Below are 18462 nucleotides of genomic sequence, written 5' to 3' on the forward strand. Positions count from 1 at the left end.
CATGAAGCCACACGAACCTGAGAGGCGCCTGGCAACTCGCTGAGACAGTATTCAGCGCATGGCGTACGACGAGGGCCTGGCCCACCGTCTCGGCGAGTCGCTCGGCGACCTCCCGGACCTCAGCACTCGCAAGATGTTCGGCACGCTGGTGTTCATGTGGCGGGGAAACATGCTGGTAGGAGCCCTGGGCTCGGACCTGCTGGCCCGCGTCGGCCCGGAGGCGCAGGAAGAGGCGCTGGGGTTGCCGGGCACGCGCGTGTTCGACTTCACCGGCAAGCCGATGCGGGGCTGGGTCGTGGTGGACGGCGAGGCGATCTCGGAGGACGAGGCCCTCGACGACTGGATCGCGCGGTGCCGCGACTACGTGGAAGCGCTGCCGCCGAAGTGAGCGCCGGGCGCTGATCCACCGCGTTCTAGAGTGCGGGCATGACGTTCTACTTGGTCAGGCCCGAGGTCGCGGGCAGCTGGGGCGACGAGTTCGAGATCGACCGCGCGAACGATGTCGTCACCCGCGTGCACTACGAGGTGGCCGACTGGTTCGGTGACTGCGTCGTCAAGGGGCACATGGTGTACCTCGTGCTGCGGGAGACGGGCAAGCGCCTGACCGAGGCGGGCTTCACCGGCTTCTCGCTGGACGAGGCGCTCGTGACGGCGAGCGACCAGCACCACGTCTTCAACCCGGACGGCGTGCTGCCGGACCTGGTGTGGCTCAAGGTGCACGGCGAGCCCGGGGTGGACGACCTCGGGCTCGCCAACAAGGGCACCGGCCTCGTCGTGAGCCAGCCGGTGATGGACGTGTTCAAGGCGGACGGCTTCAACAGCGTGGAGGGCCACACCATCGCGACCGCCGAGGTGTGGGTCAGAACCTGACCAGCGGCCCTCCCGTGAAGAACTCGTAGACGAAGTTCACGAAGAAGAACCCGAAGAACACCACGTTCAGCACCAGGATCACGTGGTGCCACCACCGCGGCCGGGCCGGCTGCGGCAGCCGGGAGTTCAGGTACATCAACGCGAACGGGAACATCAGCGCGCCCAGGTTCGACATGTTCGCCGAGATCTGCACGAGCTCCACGGGCAGCGCGAGGTGCAGCGCGCCGGCGATGATCGCCAGCACCACCAGCATGAACGGGTAGTAGAACCGGCGCGGGTCGTCCTCGATCCGGCGCCGCAGCCGCGGTGACACGGCGTGCATGGCGTCGGTGAAGTTGCGCACCAGCGCCTCGAAGATGCCGAGCTGCGTGGAGAACAGCACCAGCACCCCGACCACGAGCATCAGGTAGAACATGCCCTGCCCGTACAAGAGCCCGAGCTGTTCGGCGGAGAACGTCGGCACGTTCGCCGCTGTCGGCTGCTGGCCGGACACCGCGACGATGTGCGCCATCAGCACGGTCGGGAGCAGCATGCCGAGCATCGCGCCGACGAAGAACACCGCCCACTGGTCGATCAGCAGCAGCCGGTACCAGCGTCGCCACAGCGAGGCGTTGGCCGGAGTGTCCACAAAGGTCACGCCGACCGGGCGCAGCTCCTGCTTGCCGCCGCGCAGGCCCGCGATGAACCCGACGTGGTGGCCCATGCCGTAGCCCTTGTCGCGGTAGTGGCTCATCGCGTACCAGTTCAGTCCGGACGCGAGCGCGGTGAAGCCGGCGAGGCCGCCGAGCTGCGTCGCCGTGATGCCGGCCGGAGGAGCGGCCGGGGTCACGAGGCCGCGCACTCCCTCCCACCACACGGAGAACGGCACGATCGCGATCGTCACCGCGAGCAGCACCAGCAGCAGCGAGCCGACGAGCACCCAGTTCGTGAGCTCCAGCGCTCTCGACACCTTGCGGGCGCCCGCCGTGATCAGGAAGACCACGACGAGCAGCCCGATCGCGAGCAGCCGCACGTACTCGATCTCGTCAGGGCGGTAGCCGCGGCCCGCGATCAGGGCGAAGAGCCCCTGTCCGGCGCCCGCCGCCCAGCCGCCGAAGATGAACGCGAAGTAGAACACCGCCAGTGACACCGGTACCCAGAACTTCCAGCCCGGCGGCACCCGGCCCCAGCCGACGACCGGGGTCTCGCCCGTCGCCACGACGTAGCGGGCGATCTCCACGTTGTAGAACGTCTGCAGCAACGCCGACACCGTGATCACCCAGCCGATGCCGACGAAGCCGAACTTGCCGACCGCCTGCGGGCCGAGCAACCACTCGCCGCTGCCGATCGAGATGCCGAGCGCGATGAGGCTCGGGCCGATCACGAACTGGACCACCTGGACAGGCCCGAGCTTGCGGACCTTGAACACCTTCTCCGGTTCCGGCAGGTCCGCGACATCCAGCGGCGGCCTGCTCACTCCGATTTGCATCGACGACACAGTCGACCTCCCGACACGTCGGGGAACGGAATCCACCACTTTCCCGACGTACCGGGCAATCGGTCAACACCTGTTGCGGGAACCCGACTTTCGGACGTGTCGAGCCGCAGATCCCGAACGTAGGTTCCCCTCGGGATTTCCGAGGAGGGAACACAAGTGCGAAGAGTTCTGGCGGGAGCAGCGGCGCTCGCGCTCATCAGCGCGGCCATGGTCACACCGGCCACCGCGACGCCGCCCGTGCAGCCCGAGGTGCAGGAGACGCGGCAGTCCGACGAGCAGCCGCACGAGCTGGAGGTGAAGCGCCGCGCGTTGAAGCAGCAGGCGCTCGCCGACGTGCTGACCGGTCAGGCCACGACCGAGAAGCGGGGCACCAGCACCGTCGCGAAGGTCGGCAAGAAGAAGGACAAGGACCAGTACGTCGAGCTCAAGCGGGAGAAGACCGACAAGATCTTCGTGATCCTGACGGAGTTCGGCAACGAGCGGCACCCCGACTACCCCGACCGCGACACGAACCCGGGCACGCCGGGGCCGCAGCGGTTCGACGGGCCGACGCACAACCAGATCCCCGAGCCGAACCGGGCCGTCGACAACACGACGATCTGGCGTTCCGACTTCAGCCAGAAGTACTTCCAGGACCTGTACTTCAGCCGCAAGAAGGACGCCAACTCGGTCGCGAACTTCTACGACAAGCAGTCGTCCGGCCGCTACACCGTCAACGGTCTCGTCACGGACTGGGTGAAGGTCAAGTACAACGAGGCGCGTTACGGCCGCAGCAACGGCTTCCCGTGCAACGACAACATCTGCAACAACTCGCGTGAGCTCATCAAGGACGCGGTGACGCAGTGGGTCGCCGACCAGAAGGCCGCCGGCAAGACCGACGCGCAGATCAAGGCGTCGCTGGCCGAGTACGACGTCTGGGACCGTTACGACTACGACGGTGACGGCGACTTCAACGAGCCCGACGGCTACATCGACCACTTCCAGATCGTGCACGCGGGTGGCGACCAGGCCGACGGTGACCCGTTGCAGGGCGAGGACGCGCTGTGGAGCCACCGCGGCTACGCGTTCAAGAACTACACGACCGGTCCCGGCACCAACAAGCTCGGCGGCGCGCAGATCGGTGACACCGGCATCTGGGTCGGCGACTACACCGTGCAGCCCGAGAACGGCGGCGTGAGCGTCTTCGCGCACGAGTACGGCCACGACCTCGGCCTGCCGGACCACTACGACACCAACGGCGGCACGAACGGCGTCAACTGGTGGTCGATCATGGCGCAGAACCGGGTCAACGCGCCCGGCGAGGCCCCCGGTGAGCGCGCCAACGAGTTCTCCGCGTGGGACAAGCTCCAGCTCGGCTGGCTCGACTACGAGGTCGCGGTCGCCGGTCAGGAACGCGTCTTCGAGCTCGGCCCGCACGAGTACAACAGCGCCAAGGCCCAGGGCCTCGTCGTCGTGCTGCCGGACATCTCGAAGAACTTCGACTACGGCGCCCCGTTCGCGGGCAGCAAGATGTGGTGGAGCGAGAAGGGCAACGACCTCGACCACTCCATGACCGCGCCTCTCGACCTGCGCGGCAAGACGTCCGCGTCGCTGACGCTGAAGGCCCGCTTCGACATCGAGGCCGACTACGACTACCTCTACGTCGAAGCGTCCAATGAGGACGGCAGCTGGACGCAGCTCGACGGCACCGCCGGCGGCGTCCCGTTCGCCCGCGACTCCGGCGACTCGCCCGCGATCTCCAGCTCGTCCGGCGGCCAGTGGGTCGACGTGAACGTGAACCTCGACGCGTACGCCGGCAAGAACACGAAGCTGCGCTTCGCCTACCGCACCGACGGCGCGCTGGCGTTGCAGGGCTTCTTCGCCGACCAGATCGTGGTCACCGCCGACGGTTCCGCGGTGCTGACCGACGGCGGCGAGACCGCGGGCGTGTGGACCACCCGTGGCTTCCGCACGACCGAGGGCAAGGAGACGAAGGCGTTCGACCAGTTCTACATCGCGTCGAACCGCACGTACGAGTCGTACGGCAAGTACAACCAGACCGGCCCGTACCGCTTCAGCTTCCCGGACAAGCCCGACTTCGTGGAGCACTTCCCGTACCAGGACGGCCTGCTGGTGTCGTTGTGGAACACCTCGTTCCTCGACAACAACGTCAGCGAGCACCCCGGTGAGGGCCTGATCCTGCCGATCGACGCCAACCCGGCGCCTCTGTACAACCTGGAGGGCCAGCGCTGGTCGCCGACCGTCAGCGGCTACGACGCGCCGTTCGGCCTGCAGAAGTCGGACTCCTTCACGTTGCACGTCAACGGCAAGGCGTCCTACGTCCGCGGTGCCGCGGCTCAGCCGACGTTCGACGACACCAAGCAGTTCTGGTACGCCGAGCAGCCGAACGCGGGCGTCAAGCTGCCCGCCGTGGGCGTCGGTCTGCGCGTGCTGCGGCAGTCCGGCACGTCGATGACGGTGAAGTTGTTCAAGACCAAGTAGTTTGCAGTGCATGACAGCTGAGGAAATGCTGGCCGTCGCCGTCGAAGAGGCGCGGATGGGACTCGCCGAAGGCGGAATCCCCATCGGCGCGGCCCTCTTCGGCGGCGACGGCCGTCTGCTGGGCAGGGGCCACAACCGGCGAGTGCAGGACGGCGACGCCTCCATGCACGCCGAGACCTCGGCCTTCCGCAACGCGGGCCGCCAGCGCAGCTACCGCGGCACGACGATGGTCACGACGTTGTCGCCGTGCTGGTACTGCAGCGGCCTGGTCCGCCAGTTCGGCATCTCGCACGTCCTGATCGGCGAGGCCACGACGTTCGTTGGAGGCCACGACTGGCTGGCCGAACACGGCGTGGGCATCACCGTCGTCGAGGACCCTTCTTTGATCGAGCTGATGACCACGTTCATCGCCGACCGCCCCGAGCTCTGGTACGAGGACATCGGTCAGGACTAGCGTGGGCGGCGTGGCTGCTGTGCTGATCACCGGCGCGGACGAGGCCCTCGCACGCGAGACCTCCGCCCTGCTCACCGCGGCCGGGCACACCATCTCCACCGGGCCGGACCTGGACGTGCTGATCATCGACGCCGGCGCCCCTCGGGAGTTCGAGAGCGCGCTCATCGACGTGGTGCGCGTCCTGCAGTCGCACCTGCCGGCGTTGGAACGGTCGGCCACGCCGGTCGTGGTGATCACCGGGCACGACGCGCTGGCCAGGGCCGTCGCCACCCTCGTGGCCGTGCGGTACGCGAGCACGTTCCCGCGGCTGCGCATCAACGGCGCCGGGCCGGACGCCGCGGTGATCGCGCGGACGGCGCAGCTCGGGCCGGACGGACCGTCGGGCGCCTACTTCGAGGCCGTGTAGCGCTTCCGGGCCGTGGTGCGACTTGCAGGGCGTGAAGGCCAAGAAGCCGATGTCGCCCTGGACGATGCCGCTGGTCTCGGCGGCGATCCTGCTGCTGACGGCCGGGGTGGGGTGCGGCCTGTGGACGTGGGTGGACCACCAGGCTTGGAACGACCAGGAGAAGCGCACGCTGGCGCAGCTCGACGTGGTGAAGGTGGCGTCGGGGATCGCGCTGGGCGGCGGCGGGTTGTTCACGCTCTACCTGGCGGCGCGGCGGCAGCGCACTCAGGAGGAGGCGCAGGCCGACACCAACGCCGACGCGGAGGCGCGGCGGATCACCGAGCTGTATACCAAGGCCGTGCAGCAGCTCGGTGACGAGAAGGCGCCGGTGCGGCTGGGCGGGCTGTACGCGTTGGAACGCCTTGGGCAGCAACAGCCGGACCAGCGACGCACGATCGTCAACGTGCTTTGCGCCTACCTGCGGCAGCCGTACACGCCTCCGCCGGAGTCGGGCTCGGCGAGCCGGGTGGCGCGGCCGTTGCTGCGGAACTCGCGGCTGCGGGCGGGCATTCGGCGGCCGGAGGGGCCGAGCGGAGGTGCGGCGCTGGTCGAGGCACGTCAGGAGAAGGACGTGCGGCTCACCGCGCAACGCATCCTGATCGCCCATGCGCGTCCGCGTGACGAGGTCGAAGACCCGGAGTACTGGGGCGAGCACGACATCGACCTGACCGGCGCCGTTCTGTTCGACGTCATCATGATCGACTGCAGGTTCGGCAGAGCCGTGTTCGACAGGGCTTCGTTCGTCGGCTACACCTACTTGTCGTCCGTCAAGTTCTCGGGTCACGCCAGATTCGCTGGAACAACGTTTGAAAGCACGGTCAACTTTTACGAGTCGTCGTTCGAGTCAGGCGCTTCCTTCACCGCGACGAGGTTTCGTGCCGACGCTCAACTCCACGACACGTGGTTCAGCGGCCTTCCAGTGCTCTTCTTCGAGACTTCGTTCGCCGACGTAGCCGACTTCCGCAATGCGTCGTTCGGAGACGCCGTGATCTTCAGGGACGAGGACTTCGGTGGCGAGGTCCTTCTCGATGGCGCGCGGGTCCGTCGGCACGAGAGAACGTCGTTGCCACCCGGCTGGCACCTCGGCGCCGACCCCGAGGGCGACGGCGAGTGGTTTCCGCTGGTCAGGACGAGTAGCGAGCAGCCGCCTCGTCCACCGACCCCAGGATCGTGAACACCAGGTCCAGCCCCGTCGCCTCGATCGGCCGCAACGCCGCCCGCGTAGAAGCGACCACCACGAACTCGACCCCGGCCTTGGCGGCCCGCTGCTGCCCCAGCACCAGCGCTTCCAACCCGGCCGAGCCGAGGAACCGCACCCCGCCGAGGTCCACGACGACCGCCCGCAGGCCCTCCGTCACGTGCTCTTCGAGCGGCCCGGTGAGCTCACCGCTGGACGTGGTGTCGAACTCGCCGGACGCGTGCAGCACGACGACGTCGGGCGCGATCCGGTCTGCGACCACGGTGGCCAGGGCGGAGGGGTCGGGCACGCTGTCTCCCTTCAAGAGAATGTCAGCACCCCACGTTAACGCGGGGCTGCGGGGCCATCCAACGCCCCCTCAGTGACGTGCGGCCCGCGAGCAGCGACGACTGCACGTGCTGGGTGAGGCGGGCGTGCAGTTCGTGGCACGCGGTGAAGCCGAGGCGGACGTCCTCCGGCGGGCACTGGACGGGCAGCAGTTGGGCGAACGGGTCGCCGCCGATGGTGTCGACGGCGGTCAGGAAGCCTACGAGTGCGCCGACCAGGCGGCGGTGCTGGCCGAACAGCGCCAGCGCGTTCACCAGGGCGAGGGTCGGGGCGGGCATTTCGTCTACGCCGGCGGCCGGGACGAGGTCGCGAAGCGTCACGGAGAACAGCACCGAGTGGGTGCGTTCGGAGCGGGTGCCGTACGCGTCGCCGTGGAGGTCGCGCAGCACCGAGCGCATCTCGCGGCGCGGTTGCCAGAACGCGTGGTGCTTGCGCAGTTCGGCCAGCCCCTCGGCGCTCAAAGCGGCGGGGGAGGTGGCCTCGGTCAGCGACCTCAGCGCCTCCTCCCAGCGGGCTTCCAGCGCCGCGTGGAACTGGGTCAGGGCCGGGTGTTCGTCCCAGCCTGCGGCGGCGTCGTCGAACCCGCTGGTGCGCAGCTCGTAGCAGATCCACAGCGACAGCTGCAGGTCGTCGTCCTGCCAGGCGTCCCTGGTGCCGCCGCTGACGAGCAGCGCCGGCCGGGGCGGGGGAGGCAGGCGCAGCGCCGCGACCAGGGCTGAGCTCATGTGGCCGCGGGGAGCGGGGAGGCGCATCAGGTTTCCTCACGCGTTCGGGCGATCAGCATGTCCACAAGGGACTCGGGGTCCGGGCAGCGTCGTTGCCGAGCGGCACCGCAGCCGTTGTGGCGCAACCAGTCCAACTGCTGCTCCACAGTAGACAGAGTGCCACGATCGCGCAGCGCGACCTCGACGTGCTCTACGAGCGACACTGCCCGGTCGAACGCGGGGGAGAGTTTTCCGGTGTGTGGATCGGCGGCCAGTCCGTCGACCCCGTCGCGCGACGCCCGCCAATATGCCGCCCGCAGCACGGAATCGTCCACCCGCCCTTCGGAGGGTTCCGTCACGACGAGGGCCCGGATCAGCTCCGCGAGAACCGCGACTTCCGTTGCCAGCTGCGGAATGTCCGCGACGCGCACCTCAACCGTCGGATGATCAGCCGATGGGCGGACGTCCCAGTACACCATCGCCCTGTCCATCAACGCTTCCGAGCTGATCAGCGCCTGCACGGTCCGGTCGTAGTCGGCGGGCCCGCGCCAGAACGGCGGCGGCCCGCTCACCGGCCAGCGCGACCACACCATCGACCGCCAGCTCGCATAACCGGTGTCCTCCCCCTGGTAGTAGGGAGAGTTCGCGCTCAACGCCAGCAACGTCGGCAGCCATACCCGGAGCTTGTTCGACGCGGACAACGCTTCGTTCACGGACGAAACCCCGACGTGGACGTGGAGTCCGCACGCACCCGTTCCGGTCACGAGTCTTCGGTGGGAGTACTCGATCCGGTGATAGCGGGGGTCATCCGATCCGGGAGGCGGACCGGCCTCGCCGATCGGCGGCATGCCCGTGGCCACGAGTCGGCACCCGGCCTCGAGAGCGGCGTCCACGAGCACCCGGCGCCCCAGCCGCACCTGCTCGGACATCTCCTCGAACGACGACGTGACCCCGGTGGCGATCTCGATCTGGAACGGCGTGAGCTCACCCTGCACGTCGAGGTCGCCGGGCGCGCGCGAGATCTCCCGCACGCGCGGCGCCAGCGCTACCGGCCGCCGCGACTCGGGGTCCACGAGCAGGAACTCCTGCTCCACACCGACCGTGTAGTGACTCATCGGCGAGCGGGTACCCGTGTTCCACGGAGATCAATCTCGGAGTGACCACTTGAGACTGAAACGCAGCGATCCGGCCGGACCGGGCTGGACCAGACGGCGGCACGGCACCGGCTTCCGCTACCTGGACGAGCACGGCAAAGCACTGCCCGCCGACGCCACGAAGAGGGTGAAAGCACTGGTCATCCCACCCGCGTGGCAGCAGGTGTGGATCTGCGCGCACCCCGACGGCCACATCCAGGCCCTCGGCTACGACGACGCGGGCAGGCGCCAGTACCTCTACCACGACCAGTGGCGCACCGACCGCGACGCCGAGAAGTTCGACCGCGTCCTCAAGCTCGCCCCGAAGCTCAAAGCGTTCCGCGACCAGGTGGAGCACGACATGAAGTCGCGCGGCCGCAAGAGAGCCCTCGCCACCGCGCTGAGGATGCTCGACCTGGGCGTCTTCCGCGTGGGCCACGAGCAGTACGTGGAGGAGAACGGCACGCACGGCGTCACGACCCTGCTGCGCGAGCACCTCGCGGTCACCGACGCCCGCCTCGCCAAGGCCCTCAAGCCACTGCTCAAGGGCAGGGCCGCGAACGACCGCGTCTTCGACCTCACCGCCGACGACGTCAACGACCGCTTCCGCGACCTCGTCGGCGACGAGTACAGCGCCAAGGACCTCCGCACCTGGCACGCCACGGTCTTCGCCGCCCAGGCGTTCGCGCGGCAGCCCAAGCCGTCCCGACGAGCGGTCAGCAAGGTCATGAAGGAGGTCGCCGAGAACCTCGGCAACACCCCGGCTGTCGCGAGCCGGAACGCGCCGTGCTGAGACTCCTCAGGCCGGCTTGACCACCGGGGCCTTGTCGCACTGACGGCACCACGCGGCCCCCTGCGCCGCCGCCAGGCACGCGAACCCGGCGAGGAAGTGCAGCGCGTTCGACCCGGGGTTGACGTTCAGGAAGTTCACGACCTGTTCGTCATACCGCGCGAGCCCCAGCCCGAACATCACGAGGAACAGCATCGCGAGCAGCAGCCCGGTGCTGCTCAAAGCCTTCAAGCGGGCATAAGACGCCAGCAGCGCCGCGCCGAACACCACGTGGATCAGGTTCTGCAGCGGGTTCACGCGCAGGCCGAGGATCCAGGTGTCGGCCTCGCTCGCGAACGGCGCGAAGCCGGTGACGACGAAGCCCGCCACGCCCCAGACGACGAGCAGCGCGCCGGTGCTGATCGCCAGCTTCTGGGGCCACCGCAACCGGTTCATGAGAGCAGTATCGCCAGAACCGGACATTCCCGCTCGCTCATTTCACTCCTCCGCCAGCAAGTCGTGCCGGAGTTGCTCCAGCGACTTGGTGAGCAGGCGGGACACGTGCATCTGGGAGATGCCCACGCGGCGGGCTATCTCGGTCTGGGTGAGGTGGTCGAAGAAGCGCAGGACGACGATCGTGCGCTCGCGGCGGGGGAGGCCCCGCAGCATCGGCTGCAGGGCCTCGTGGATCTCCACGCCTTCCAGCGCCGGGTCGTCGACGGTGGAGGTCGCCAGGTCTTCCAACGGCGCGAAGGCGATGTTCTTCTCGATGCGCAGGCCCTCGTAGACGTCGGTGAGCGGGATCCGCAGGTGCCGGGCGATCTCGGAGGGAGTGGGAGATCGCCCGGTGCGGTGCGACAGTTCGGCGGTGGCTCCGTCGATCGAGTCGCACAGCTCCTTCAACCTGCGGGGCACGCGCACGGCCCAGCACTGGTCGCGGAAGTGGCGCCGCACCTCGCCGGTGATCGTCGGCACGGCGTAGGACAGGAAGTCCGTCTGCCGGCCGACGTCGAACCGGTCGATGGCGTTGATGAGGCCGACCGCCGCCACCTGAGCGAGGTCTTCCATGGGCTCGCCGCGTTCGCTGAAGCGGCGGGCTATGTGCCGGGCGAGGGGGAGGTACTCGCGCACCAGCCGGTCCCGCATCACGTAGTAACGCGGCGAGTCACGGGCGGTGCGGGCGAGTTCCTCGAACGCCGCGTGCTGGTCCGGCGTCAACTTGCACCGCGATCAGACCTGGGGCGGCGGCGTCACGTCGCCGCGCCACGCGCCGGTCTCCACACCGCGGTTCTCGATGAACTCCTTGAACCGCTTGAGGTCGCCCTCGACCCGGTGGCCGACGACGCCGAGCGCCGCGCCCGCCTTCTCGGTGAAGGTCTCCGGGTGGTACTCCATCTGGACGTGCACCCGCGTGGTCTCGTTGTCGAGCCGGTGGAACGTGACCACGCCACCCTGCGGCGCGCCGTCGACCGTGGTCCAGGCGACCCGCTCGTCCGGGTGCTGCTCGGTGATCTCGGCGTCGAACTCGCGGATGACGCCGCCGATCTTCGTGGTCCAGTGCGTCCTCGTCGGCGTGAGCTGGTCGATCTTCTCGACGCCGTCCATGAACGCCGGGAAGGATTCGAACTGCGTCCACTGGTTGTAAGCGGTGCTCACCGGCACGAGGACGTCCACCGACTTCTCAATGGTGGTCACGAAACCTCCTCCTTCATCTTGGTGTCGGAAGGTGAGTACCCGCGTCACGCGCCGTTACACATCCGACATATGTCCATTGAGGACAGTCACGCTGCGTGGTGCGTCAATCGCGATCTGCACATCACGAAATCGCCCACAGTGGTCAAACCGCTCTGTGATCCAAGTCTCACGAGCGGCATACTGCGCGGTATGTCACACGCCCCAACGAGGAGGCGCTGGTGCTCGAAGCGAACAACCTCGAGGTTGTCTACGACGACGTGATGCTGGTGCTCAGGGGCGTGAGCCTGAAGGTGCCCCGAGGCAAGGTCGTGGCACTCCTGGGTGCCAACGGAGCAGGCAAAACGACGTTGATGCGCGCCTTCAGCGGGCTCCTCGACGTGCACGACGGCAAGGTCACCAAGGGCTCGATCACCCTCGACGGTGAACCGATCCACCGCCTCTCACCGGCGAAGATCGCGGACCGCGGCATCAAGCAGGCACTGGAGGGCCGCCGGATCCTCTCGGAGCTCACGGTCGAGGAGAACCTCAAGGTCGGCGGGCACGCCAGGCCGAAGCGGATCGGCCACAACCTCGAACGCTGCTACGAGCTGTTTCCCCGCCTTCAAGAAAGGCGAAGACAGAGCGCGGGCTACCTGTCCGGCGGCGAGCAGCAGATGCTCTCGATCGGCCGGGCGCTGATGTCGGAACCGTCCTACCTGCTGCTGGACGAACCCAGCCTCGGCCTCGCGCCGCTGCTCGTGCAGCAGATCCGCGACCTCGTCGTGAAGATCAACGAACAGGGCACCACGGTCCTGCTGGTCGAGCAGAACGCCAGCATGGCGCTCTCCATCGCCGACCACGGCTACGTCCTCGAGACCGGCAAGGTCGTCATGGACAAGCCGGCGGACGCACTCCTCGCCGACGACGACATCCGCGAGTTCTACCTCGGTCTCGGCACCTCCTCGTTCCGTGCGGTCAAGCACTACAAGCGCAGGAAGCGGTGGTTGTCTTGAGCGTTCTGGAAGTCACCGAGATCCGGCTCGCGTTCGACGGCGTGGTGGCCGTCGACACCGTGTCGTTCAGCGTCGGGGAAGGCGAGCTCTTCGCCATCATCGGCCCGAACGGCGCCGGCAAGACGTCCATCTTCAACGTCCTGAGCGGCGTCTACCGGCCGCAACGCGGCACCGTGCGGTTCCACGGCGACGACCTGGTCGGCATGCGCCCGCACAAGATCGCCGCCCGCGGCATGGCCCGCACGTTCCAGAACATCGAGCTGTTCTCGCACCTCACGGTCGTCGACAACCTGATGCTGGGGCGCCACAACCACATGCGGTACGGCGCGCTGTCGGCGTTCGTCTGGCTCGGCAAAGCCAGAAACGAGGAGCTCAAGAACCGGGCCGCGGTCGAGGACGTCATCGACTTCCTGGAACTGGAGCAGTGGCGCCGGTTCCCGGTGGGCCTGCTGCCCTACGGCGTGCAGAAGCGCGTCGAACTGGGCCGCGCGCTCGCCATGGAACCCAAGCTGCTGCTGCTCGACGAGCCGGTCGCCGGCATGAACGTCGAGGAGACCGAGGACATGGCGCGGTTCATCCTCGACGTCCGGGAGGAGCTGAACATCCCGATGATCATGGTGGAGCACGACATGGGCCTGGTCATGGACCTCGCCGACCGCGTGATGGTCATGGACTTCGGCCGCCCGATCCGCACCGGCACACCCGCTGAGGTGCAACAGGATCCGGACGTCATCCGCGCCTACCTCGGCGAGCAGCACAAGAGCGTGACGCCATGACAACAACAGTCGTCACGCGCGTGCGAGACCGCGCCGAGAGCACACCTGACCAGGTCGCCTTACGTGCCAAGGACTTCGGCATCTGGCAGGAGGTCACCTGGTCCTGCTACTGGGCGAACGTCGAACTCGTCGGGCACGCCCTGCTGGCGCTGGGACTCCAACCGGGCGAACGCGTCGCGATCCACGCCGAGAACCGCCGCGAGTGGCTCTACGCCGACCTGGGCATCGTCGCCGCGCGAGGCATCACCGTCGGCCTCTACCCGACGAACCCCGCCTCCGAGGTCGCCTACCTCCTGTCGCACTCCGGCACGCGCATCCTGATCGCCGAGGACCAGGAACAGGTCGACAAGGCGTTGCTGGTGCTGGAGGACACACCCGACCTGGAATGGATCGTCTACCTCGAACCTCGGGGCATCAAGGGCCGCTACGACAACCCGAAGCTGATGGCCTGGGACGACTTCCTGGCACTCGGTGCCGCCCACCGCGACGAGTTCGGCACCGAACTCGCCGAGCGGATGGCGGCGACCGCACCGGAAGACGTCATGACGTTGATTTACACGTCCGGAACCACCGGGCCTCCCAAGGGCGCGATGCTCACCGTGGCCAACGTGGAGTTCGCCGTCCACGTGCTGGTGGAGGGCGGCGGTTTCACTTCGCCACCGCCGTCCTCCGCCGACGTCACGCTGTCGTACCTGCCGTTGTGCCACGTCGCCGAGCGCATCTTCACGACGTGGTTCAGCGCGGCGAGCGGCGTGCGCGTCCACTTCGCCGAGTCGATCGAGACGGTGCAGGCGAACCTGCGCGAGGTGCAGCCGACGATCCTGTTCGGCGTCCCCCGGATCTGGGAGAAGGTGCTGGCGGGCGTCAAGATCGGCGTCTCCAGCGCGTCCTGGACCAAGCGCACGACCACGCGGTTCTGGCTCAGCAGGGCCGAAAGCATCGGCGAGACGCTGGTGCAGACCGGCGGCAAGCACACCGCGCAGAGCCGGATGGTCTACGCGCTGGGCTGGCTGTTCTGCTTCCGCGCCCTCAAAGCCCGCATCGGCATGCGGCACGTCCGCTACGCCGCCTCGGGTGCCGCGCCGATCGCCCCGGACGTGCTGAAGTTCTTCATGGGCATCGGGGTGCCGATGCACGAGGTCTACGGCATGACCGAGAACACCGCCGTGGCCACCGGAAACCGCCCCGGCCGGGTCAAGCTCGGCACCGTCGGCGAACCTCAGCCGGGCACCGAACTGCGGATCGACGACGAGACCGGCGAGGTGCTCACCAGGCACGGCGGCACGTTCGCCGGCTACTGGCAGGACCCCGAGGCGACGCAACGGGTCATGAGCGACGGCTGGCTGCACACCGGCGACGTCGGCGAGTGGGTCGACGGCACGCACGTGAAGATCACCGACCGGATGAAGGACATCATCATCACCGCGGGCGGCAAGAACATCGCGCCGTCCGAGCTGGAGAACGCCCTCAAGACCTCCCCGTACATCAAGGAGGCGGTCGTCATCGGCGACCAGCGCGCGTACCTCGTGGCGCTGATCGGCATCGAGTACGAGACCGTCGGCCACTGGGCGCAGCAACGCAAGATCACCTACACCACCTACCGCGACCTGTCGGAGAAGGCCGAGGTCCTGGAACTGGTGCAGAAGATCGTGACCGAGACGAACGGCAAGTTCGCCCAGGTCGAGCAGATCAAGAAGTTCCGGATGTTCCCCAAGGAGCTCGACCACGAGGACGGCGAGCTGACCGCGACGCAGAAGGTGAAGAGATCCGCGCTGGGCAAGATGTTCGACGACCTCGTGGAGAGCATGTATGGATGAGTTTCTCCAGTCGTTGATCCGGGGTCTCGGCACCGGGTCGATCTACTCGCTGCTCGCGCTCGGCTTCGTGATCATCTACAAGTCGACGCAGGTGATCAGCTTCGCGCAGCCGGCGTTCATGCTGGCCGGTGCAGTGCTGGTCTCGTACCTCTCGCCCGCGGTGACGTTCCTGGGCGCGGTGGTCGTGGCCGCCGTGGTGATCGCGGTGCTGGCTTTGGGCGTCGAACGCACGGTGCTGCGGCCGATGGTCGGCAAGCCGGTGTTCGTGGTCGCGATCATCACCATCGGCGTGGACGTCGTGGTCAGGGTCGTCACCAACGCGTTCATCGGCCTCGACGTGCGGCAGGTCGGCGACCCGTGGGGCCTGAACACGGTGAGCTTCCTCGGCGCCGAGGTGCAGCAGCGGTACCTGGTCATGATCGCGACGACCGCGGTCGTGACGGCCGCGCTGTTCCTGTTCTTCCGGTACTCGCGCATCGGCCTGGCCATGCGGGCCGTCGCGTACGACCAGGAAGTGGCTTTGGCACAGGGTGTTTCGGTCGGGTCGGTGTTCGCGTTGTCGTGGGCGCTGGCGGGCGGGCTCGCCGCACTGGCCGGGGTGTTCGTCGCGACGGGCGCGGGCGTCGACCAGCAGCTCTGGATCGTGGCGCTGAAAGCGTTGCCCGCCATCATCATCGGCGGCCTGGAGTCGTTGGGCGGGGCTGTCGTCGGCGGGCTCACGGTCGGGGTCGTCGAGTCGCTCTTCGGCACCTACCAGAACGACTTCGCGCCGTGGCTTGGACCGAACTTCGGGCTGGTCGCGCCGTACGCGTTGATGCTGCTCGTGTTGCTCGTCAGACCGTACGGACTGTTCGGCAAGAAGGAGGTCGAACGGCTGTGAAGGGTCGTCCAGAGCTGTACACCTCGTACGGGCAGGACATGGCGTTCCTGAACACGCGTCCCAAGCGCGCGTGGACGGGCGGGCTCGTCGTGTTCGCGCTCATCATGCCGTTCATGATCACCGACGATCTGCTCCAGTTGCTGGCGACGGGGTTCGTGGCGGCGATCGGCGCGATCGGCCTGAACATCGTCACGGGCTACGCGGGCCAGGTCTCGCTGGGCCACGCGTTCTTCCTCGCGATCGGCGCCTACACGGCCGCGGCGTTGTCCGGTCCCGAGACGGGACGGGTGATCGGGTTCGGCATCACCTCGTTGCCGATCTGGCTGCTGGCCGCAGGTCTGGTGGCCGCGTTCTTCGGTGTGCTGGTGGCGCCGGTGGCGGTGCGGTTGCGCGGTCTCTACCTCGCGATCGTGACTCTGGGCCTCGTCTTCCTGGGCGAGCACGTCTTCAAGGAGTGGACCTCGCTCACCGGCGGTCCCGGCATCGGGCGGCCGGCGGCGGTCCCCGAGCTGTTCGGGGTGCGGCTGGACCAGAGCAACTCGGTGTTCACGGCGGCGCAGATGCTCTACCTGCTGATGTTCGTGCTGCTGGTGATCTTCGGCGTGCTGGCCCGCAACCTGGTCAGGTCGAGGGTCGGGCGGGCGTTCGCGGCGGTGCGCGACCGGGACCTGGCCGCGTCGGTGATCGGCGTGGACCTGACGAAGTACAAGGTGCTCGCGTTCGCGGTGTCCTCGTTCTACGCGGGTGTCGCGGGCGCGTTGTTGTTCGTGGTGAACGGGTTCTTCGATCCCGGCTCGTTCAACCTGTTGTTGTCAGTGCAGTACATCGCGATGGTGCTCATCGGCGGCGCGGGCACCATCTCCGGAGCGATCATGGGCGCGCTCTTCATCACTCTGCTGCCACGCATCACCAGGGAACTGCCCACGGTGCTGCCGTTCATCAGTGGTGACGCGACCGGCGTGATCACGGTCTTCCAGGTGGAGGCCGTGCTCTACGGCGTGCTCATCATCGTGTTCCTCATCGTCGAGCCACGCGGGTTGTTCGGCATCTGGGTCCGCGTCCGCAACTACTGGCGCACCTGGCCGTTCTCGTACTGAGGAGATTCCCCATGCATGGTAAGAGAGTCGCGGTAATTTTCGTGGGGGCGTTAGCCCTGGCATCGTGCCGAGGAGGGGACGGCGCGGCGCCGCAGGAGGGCGCGGGTGGCATCAAGGTCGACGTCGGCGTGACGTCGGAGGCGTGCCCGAACGCCGTCGACAAGGCCAAGGGCTGCATCTACCTGGGCACCATCTCGGACCTCACCGAGGGCCCGTTCAAGACGCTGGCCGTGCCGATCACGGACTCGCAGAAGGCGTTCTGGAAGCGCGTCAACGACAAGGGCGGCATCGGCGGCTACGAGATCGACGTCACCAAGTACGTCAAGGACAACAAGTACAACCCGCAGATCCACAACCAGGTCTACCAGGAGATCAAGGGCAACGTGCTGGCGCTGACCCAGACCCTGGGCTCGCCGACGACCGCCGCGATCCTGCCGGACATGAAGAACACCAAGATGGTCGCGGTGCCGGCGTCGTGGACCTCGTTGTGGGGCCTCGAGGACGGCGTGCTGGAGTCCGGCGCGAACTACTGCGTCGAGTCGATGAACACCGTCGACTACGCCGTCGAGAAGATGGGCGTGAAGTCCGTGATGGCCGTGCACAACGCCGGTGACTACGGCGACGACGCGGCGGCCGGCGCGAAGATCGCGGCGGAGAAGCGCGGGCTGACGTTCGAGAACGTCACCACCCAGGCGGGCCAGGACAACCAGGGCGGCGCGATCGACGCGGTGGTGTCGAAGAACCCGGACCTGGTCGTGCTGACGACCGGCCCGACGGACGCGGCCGTGATCATCGGCCAGGCCGCCGCGCGTGGCTTCAAGGGCCGGTTCATCGGCACCTCGCCGACGTGGAACCCCGGTCTGCTGAAGTCGCCGGCCGCGCCCGCGATCAAGGCGCTGTACATGCAGTCGGCGCCGTGGAAGTCGTGGAGCACCGAGTCCGTCGGCCACACCGCGATGCGGGCGGCGCTGCCGGGCGTGACGCCGAACGACGGCTACACGGCCGGTTGGGTGTGGGCCTACCCGCTCAAGGCGGCGCTCGAGAAGGCGGCGTCCAACAAGGACCTGACGCGGGCCGGTGTGCTGAACGCTGTGAAACAACTCACCTCTGTGGACTACGAGGGGATGCTCCCTTCGGGTGCAGGCAATTTCTCCGCTTCGCCCCAGGACGCACTGTTCCGTCAGTCACTCATCTACCGGCCCGATGACGCGTCCCCGACCGGAGTTTCCCTGGTAGAGGACTTCTTTACCGGTTCAACGGCCAAGGATTTCAAGTTCGAGAAGCCGTGCTACCAATGAACCGAACGGGTGATGCTCGACCCTGACTGTCGCGATCTCTGACTAGTCT

20 protein-coding genes are annotated in these 18462 nt (G+C 67.7%); 13 read left to right on the plus strand and 7 right to left on the minus strand.

The features are described 5' to 3' along the window. Window positions 1-58: 58 nt before the first annotated feature. Window positions 59-388 (plus strand): TfoX/Sxy family protein, encoded by a 330-nt coding sequence (locus tag ACFWNN_RS14955; RefSeq protein WP_382440454.1) that lies wholly within the window; start codon window positions 59-61, stop codon window positions 386-388. 38 nt (window positions 389-426) lie between these two features. Continuing rightward, entirely contained in the window at window positions 427-870 is a 444-nt protein-coding gene (locus tag ACFWNN_RS14960; protein ID WP_382440455.1) for a hypothetical protein, read from the plus strand. Here the strand turns inward: ACFWNN_RS14960 and ACFWNN_RS14965 are convergent. Continuing rightward, window positions 860-2338 (minus strand): Nramp family divalent metal transporter, encoded by a 1479-nt coding sequence (locus ACFWNN_RS14965; protein ID WP_382440456.1) that lies wholly within the window; start codon window positions 2336-2338, stop codon window positions 860-862. The genes ACFWNN_RS14960 and ACFWNN_RS14965 overlap by 11 nt on opposite strands. A 165-nt stretch (window positions 2339-2503) precedes the next feature. On the opposite strand from ACFWNN_RS14965, the gene ACFWNN_RS14970 reads away from it, so the two are divergent. The 4 genes from ACFWNN_RS14970 to ACFWNN_RS14985 are packed head-to-tail and all read left to right on the plus strand — an operon-like array spanning window position 2504 to window position 6901. Beyond that, window positions 2504-4828: an immune inhibitor A domain-containing protein gene (locus ACFWNN_RS14970; RefSeq protein WP_382440457.1), complete on the plus strand. Its 2325-nt coding sequence runs from the start codon at window positions 2504-2506 to the stop codon at window positions 4826-4828. A gap of 10 nt (window positions 4829-4838) precedes the next feature. Beyond that, window positions 4839-5282, plus strand: coding sequence for a nucleoside deaminase (locus tag ACFWNN_RS14975; RefSeq protein WP_382440458.1), 444 nt, complete (start codon window positions 4839-4841; stop codon window positions 5280-5282). A 10-nt stretch (window positions 5283-5292) separates the two neighbouring features. Beyond that, window positions 5293-5688 (plus strand): hypothetical protein, encoded by a 396-nt coding sequence (locus ACFWNN_RS14980; protein WP_382440459.1) that lies wholly within the window; start codon window positions 5293-5295, stop codon window positions 5686-5688. Between the two features lie 31 nt (window positions 5689-5719). Next, complete coding sequence (locus ACFWNN_RS14985) at window positions 5720-6901, plus strand: pentapeptide repeat-containing protein (protein WP_382440460.1); 1182 nt, start codon at window positions 5720-5722, stop codon at window positions 6899-6901. Here ACFWNN_RS14985 and ACFWNN_RS14990 read toward each other — a convergent pair. Genes ACFWNN_RS14990 through ACFWNN_RS15000 form a run of 3 tightly spaced genes read right to left on the minus strand, consistent with a single transcriptional unit; the run spans window position 6852 to window position 9071 of the window. Then, the gene (locus ACFWNN_RS14990; protein WP_382440461.1) at window positions 6852-7214 is read right to left on the minus strand and encodes an STAS domain-containing protein; all 363 of its coding nucleotides are present in this window, start codon (window positions 7212-7214) and stop codon (window positions 6852-6854) included. The genes ACFWNN_RS14985 and ACFWNN_RS14990 overlap by 50 nt on opposite strands. A gap of 22 nt (window positions 7215-7236) precedes the next feature. Next, window positions 7237-8004, minus strand: coding sequence for an iron-containing redox enzyme family protein (locus ACFWNN_RS14995; RefSeq protein ID WP_382440462.1), 768 nt, complete (start codon window positions 8002-8004; stop codon window positions 7237-7239). Beyond that, complete coding sequence (locus ACFWNN_RS15000) at window positions 8004-9071, minus strand: glutamate--cysteine ligase (protein ID WP_382440463.1); 1068 nt, start codon at window positions 9069-9071, stop codon at window positions 8004-8006. Before ACFWNN_RS15000 ends, ACFWNN_RS14995 begins: the two co-directional genes overlap by 1 nt. 49 nt (window positions 9072-9120) lie before the next feature. Here ACFWNN_RS15000 and ACFWNN_RS15005 point away from each other — a divergent pair, with 49 nt between their 5' ends. Then, window positions 9121-9882: a DNA topoisomerase IB gene (locus tag ACFWNN_RS15005; RefSeq protein ID WP_382440464.1), complete on the plus strand. Its 762-nt coding sequence runs from the start codon at window positions 9121-9123 to the stop codon at window positions 9880-9882. Window positions 9883-9888: 6 nt separating this feature from the next. Here the strand turns inward: ACFWNN_RS15005 and ACFWNN_RS15010 are convergent, their stop codons facing one another. The 3 genes from ACFWNN_RS15010 to ACFWNN_RS15020 are packed head-to-tail and all read right to left on the minus strand — an operon-like array spanning window position 9889 to window position 11553. Further along, window positions 9889-10314 carry a DUF4383 domain-containing protein gene (locus ACFWNN_RS15010; RefSeq protein ID WP_382440465.1) on the minus strand — a complete coding sequence of 142 codons (426 nt, stop codon included), beginning with the start codon at window positions 10312-10314 and terminating at the stop codon, window positions 9889-9891. A gap of 42 nt (window positions 10315-10356) precedes the next feature. Continuing rightward, window positions 10357-11076 (minus strand): SigB/SigF/SigG family RNA polymerase sigma factor, encoded by a 720-nt coding sequence (locus tag ACFWNN_RS15015; RefSeq protein WP_382440466.1) that lies wholly within the window; start codon window positions 11074-11076, stop codon window positions 10357-10359. 12 nt (window positions 11077-11088) lie between these two features. Then, window positions 11089-11553, minus strand: a complete 465-nt coding sequence (locus ACFWNN_RS15020; protein WP_382440467.1) for an SRPBCC family protein — start codon at window positions 11551-11553, stop codon at window positions 11089-11091. A 218-nt stretch (window positions 11554-11771) separates the two neighbouring features. On the opposite strand from ACFWNN_RS15020, the gene ACFWNN_RS15025 reads away from it, so the two are divergent. From ACFWNN_RS15025 to ACFWNN_RS15050, 6 genes are read left to right on the plus strand one after another with little or no spacing between them, the layout of a single operon-like run. Then, complete coding sequence (locus ACFWNN_RS15025; protein ID WP_382440468.1) at window positions 11772-12545, plus strand: ABC transporter ATP-binding protein; 774 nt, start codon at window positions 11772-11774, stop codon at window positions 12543-12545. Continuing rightward, complete coding sequence (locus ACFWNN_RS15030; protein WP_382440469.1) at window positions 12533-13321, plus strand: ABC transporter ATP-binding protein; 789 nt, start codon at window positions 12533-12535, stop codon at window positions 13319-13321. The genes ACFWNN_RS15025 and ACFWNN_RS15030 overlap by 13 nt, the downstream gene beginning before the upstream one ends. Beyond that, entirely contained in the window at window positions 13318-15138 is a 1821-nt protein-coding gene (locus ACFWNN_RS15035; RefSeq protein WP_382440470.1) for an AMP-dependent synthetase/ligase, read from the plus strand. The genes ACFWNN_RS15030 and ACFWNN_RS15035 overlap by 4 nt, the downstream gene beginning before the upstream one ends. After that, a complete protein-coding gene (locus tag ACFWNN_RS15040; protein WP_382440471.1) occupies window positions 15131-16018 on the plus strand; it encodes a branched-chain amino acid ABC transporter permease in 888 nt (295 codons plus the stop codon). Before ACFWNN_RS15035 ends, ACFWNN_RS15040 begins: the two co-directional genes overlap by 8 nt. Next, the gene (locus ACFWNN_RS15045; protein WP_382440472.1) at window positions 16015-17115 is read left to right on the plus strand and encodes a branched-chain amino acid ABC transporter permease; all 1101 of its coding nucleotides are present in this window, start codon (window positions 16015-16017) and stop codon (window positions 17113-17115) included. Before ACFWNN_RS15040 ends, ACFWNN_RS15045 begins: the two co-directional genes overlap by 4 nt. Before the next feature lie 41 nt (window positions 17116-17156). Further along, a complete protein-coding gene (locus ACFWNN_RS15050; protein ID WP_382440473.1) occupies window positions 17157-18413 on the plus strand; it encodes an ABC transporter substrate-binding protein in 1257 nt (418 codons plus the stop codon). Window positions 18414-18462 lie beyond the last annotated feature (49 nt).

This window comes from Lentzea sp. NPDC058450 (assembly GCF_042721395.1).
Taxonomy (GTDB): domain Bacteria; phylum Actinomycetota; class Actinomycetes; order Mycobacteriales; family Pseudonocardiaceae; genus Lentzea.

Excerpts from the sequence above, each read along its gene's own strand:
- ACFWNN_RS14995 (WP_382440462.1), bottom strand. The coding sequence starts at position 8,004 with ATGCGCCTCCCCGCTCCCCGCGGCCACATGAGCTCAGCCCTGGTCGCG.
- ACFWNN_RS15000 (WP_382440463.1), bottom strand. The coding sequence starts at position 9,071 with ATGAGTCACTACACGGTCGGTGTGGAGCAGGAGTTCCTGCTCGTGGAC.
- ACFWNN_RS15040 (WP_382440471.1), top strand. The coding sequence starts at position 15,131 with ATGGATGAGTTTCTCCAGTCGTTGATCCGGGGTCTCGGCACCGGGTCG.
- ACFWNN_RS14975 (WP_382440458.1), top strand. The coding sequence starts at position 4,839 with ATGACAGCTGAGGAAATGCTGGCCGTCGCCGTCGAAGAGGCGCGGATG.
- ACFWNN_RS14955 (WP_382440454.1), top strand. The coding sequence starts at position 59 with ATGGCGTACGACGAGGGCCTGGCCCACCGTCTCGGCGAGTCGCTCGGC.
- ACFWNN_RS14960 (WP_382440455.1), top strand. The coding sequence starts at position 427 with ATGACGTTCTACTTGGTCAGGCCCGAGGTCGCGGGCAGCTGGGGCGAC.
- ACFWNN_RS15035 (WP_382440470.1), top strand. The coding sequence starts at position 13,318 with ATGACAACAACAGTCGTCACGCGCGTGCGAGACCGCGCCGAGAGCACA.
- ACFWNN_RS15010 (WP_382440465.1), bottom strand. The coding sequence starts at position 10,314 with ATGAACCGGTTGCGGTGGCCCCAGAAGCTGGCGATCAGCACCGGCGCG.
- ACFWNN_RS14965 (WP_382440456.1), bottom strand. The coding sequence starts at position 2,338 with ATGCAAATCGGAGTGAGCAGGCCGCCGCTGGATGTCGCGGACCTGCCG.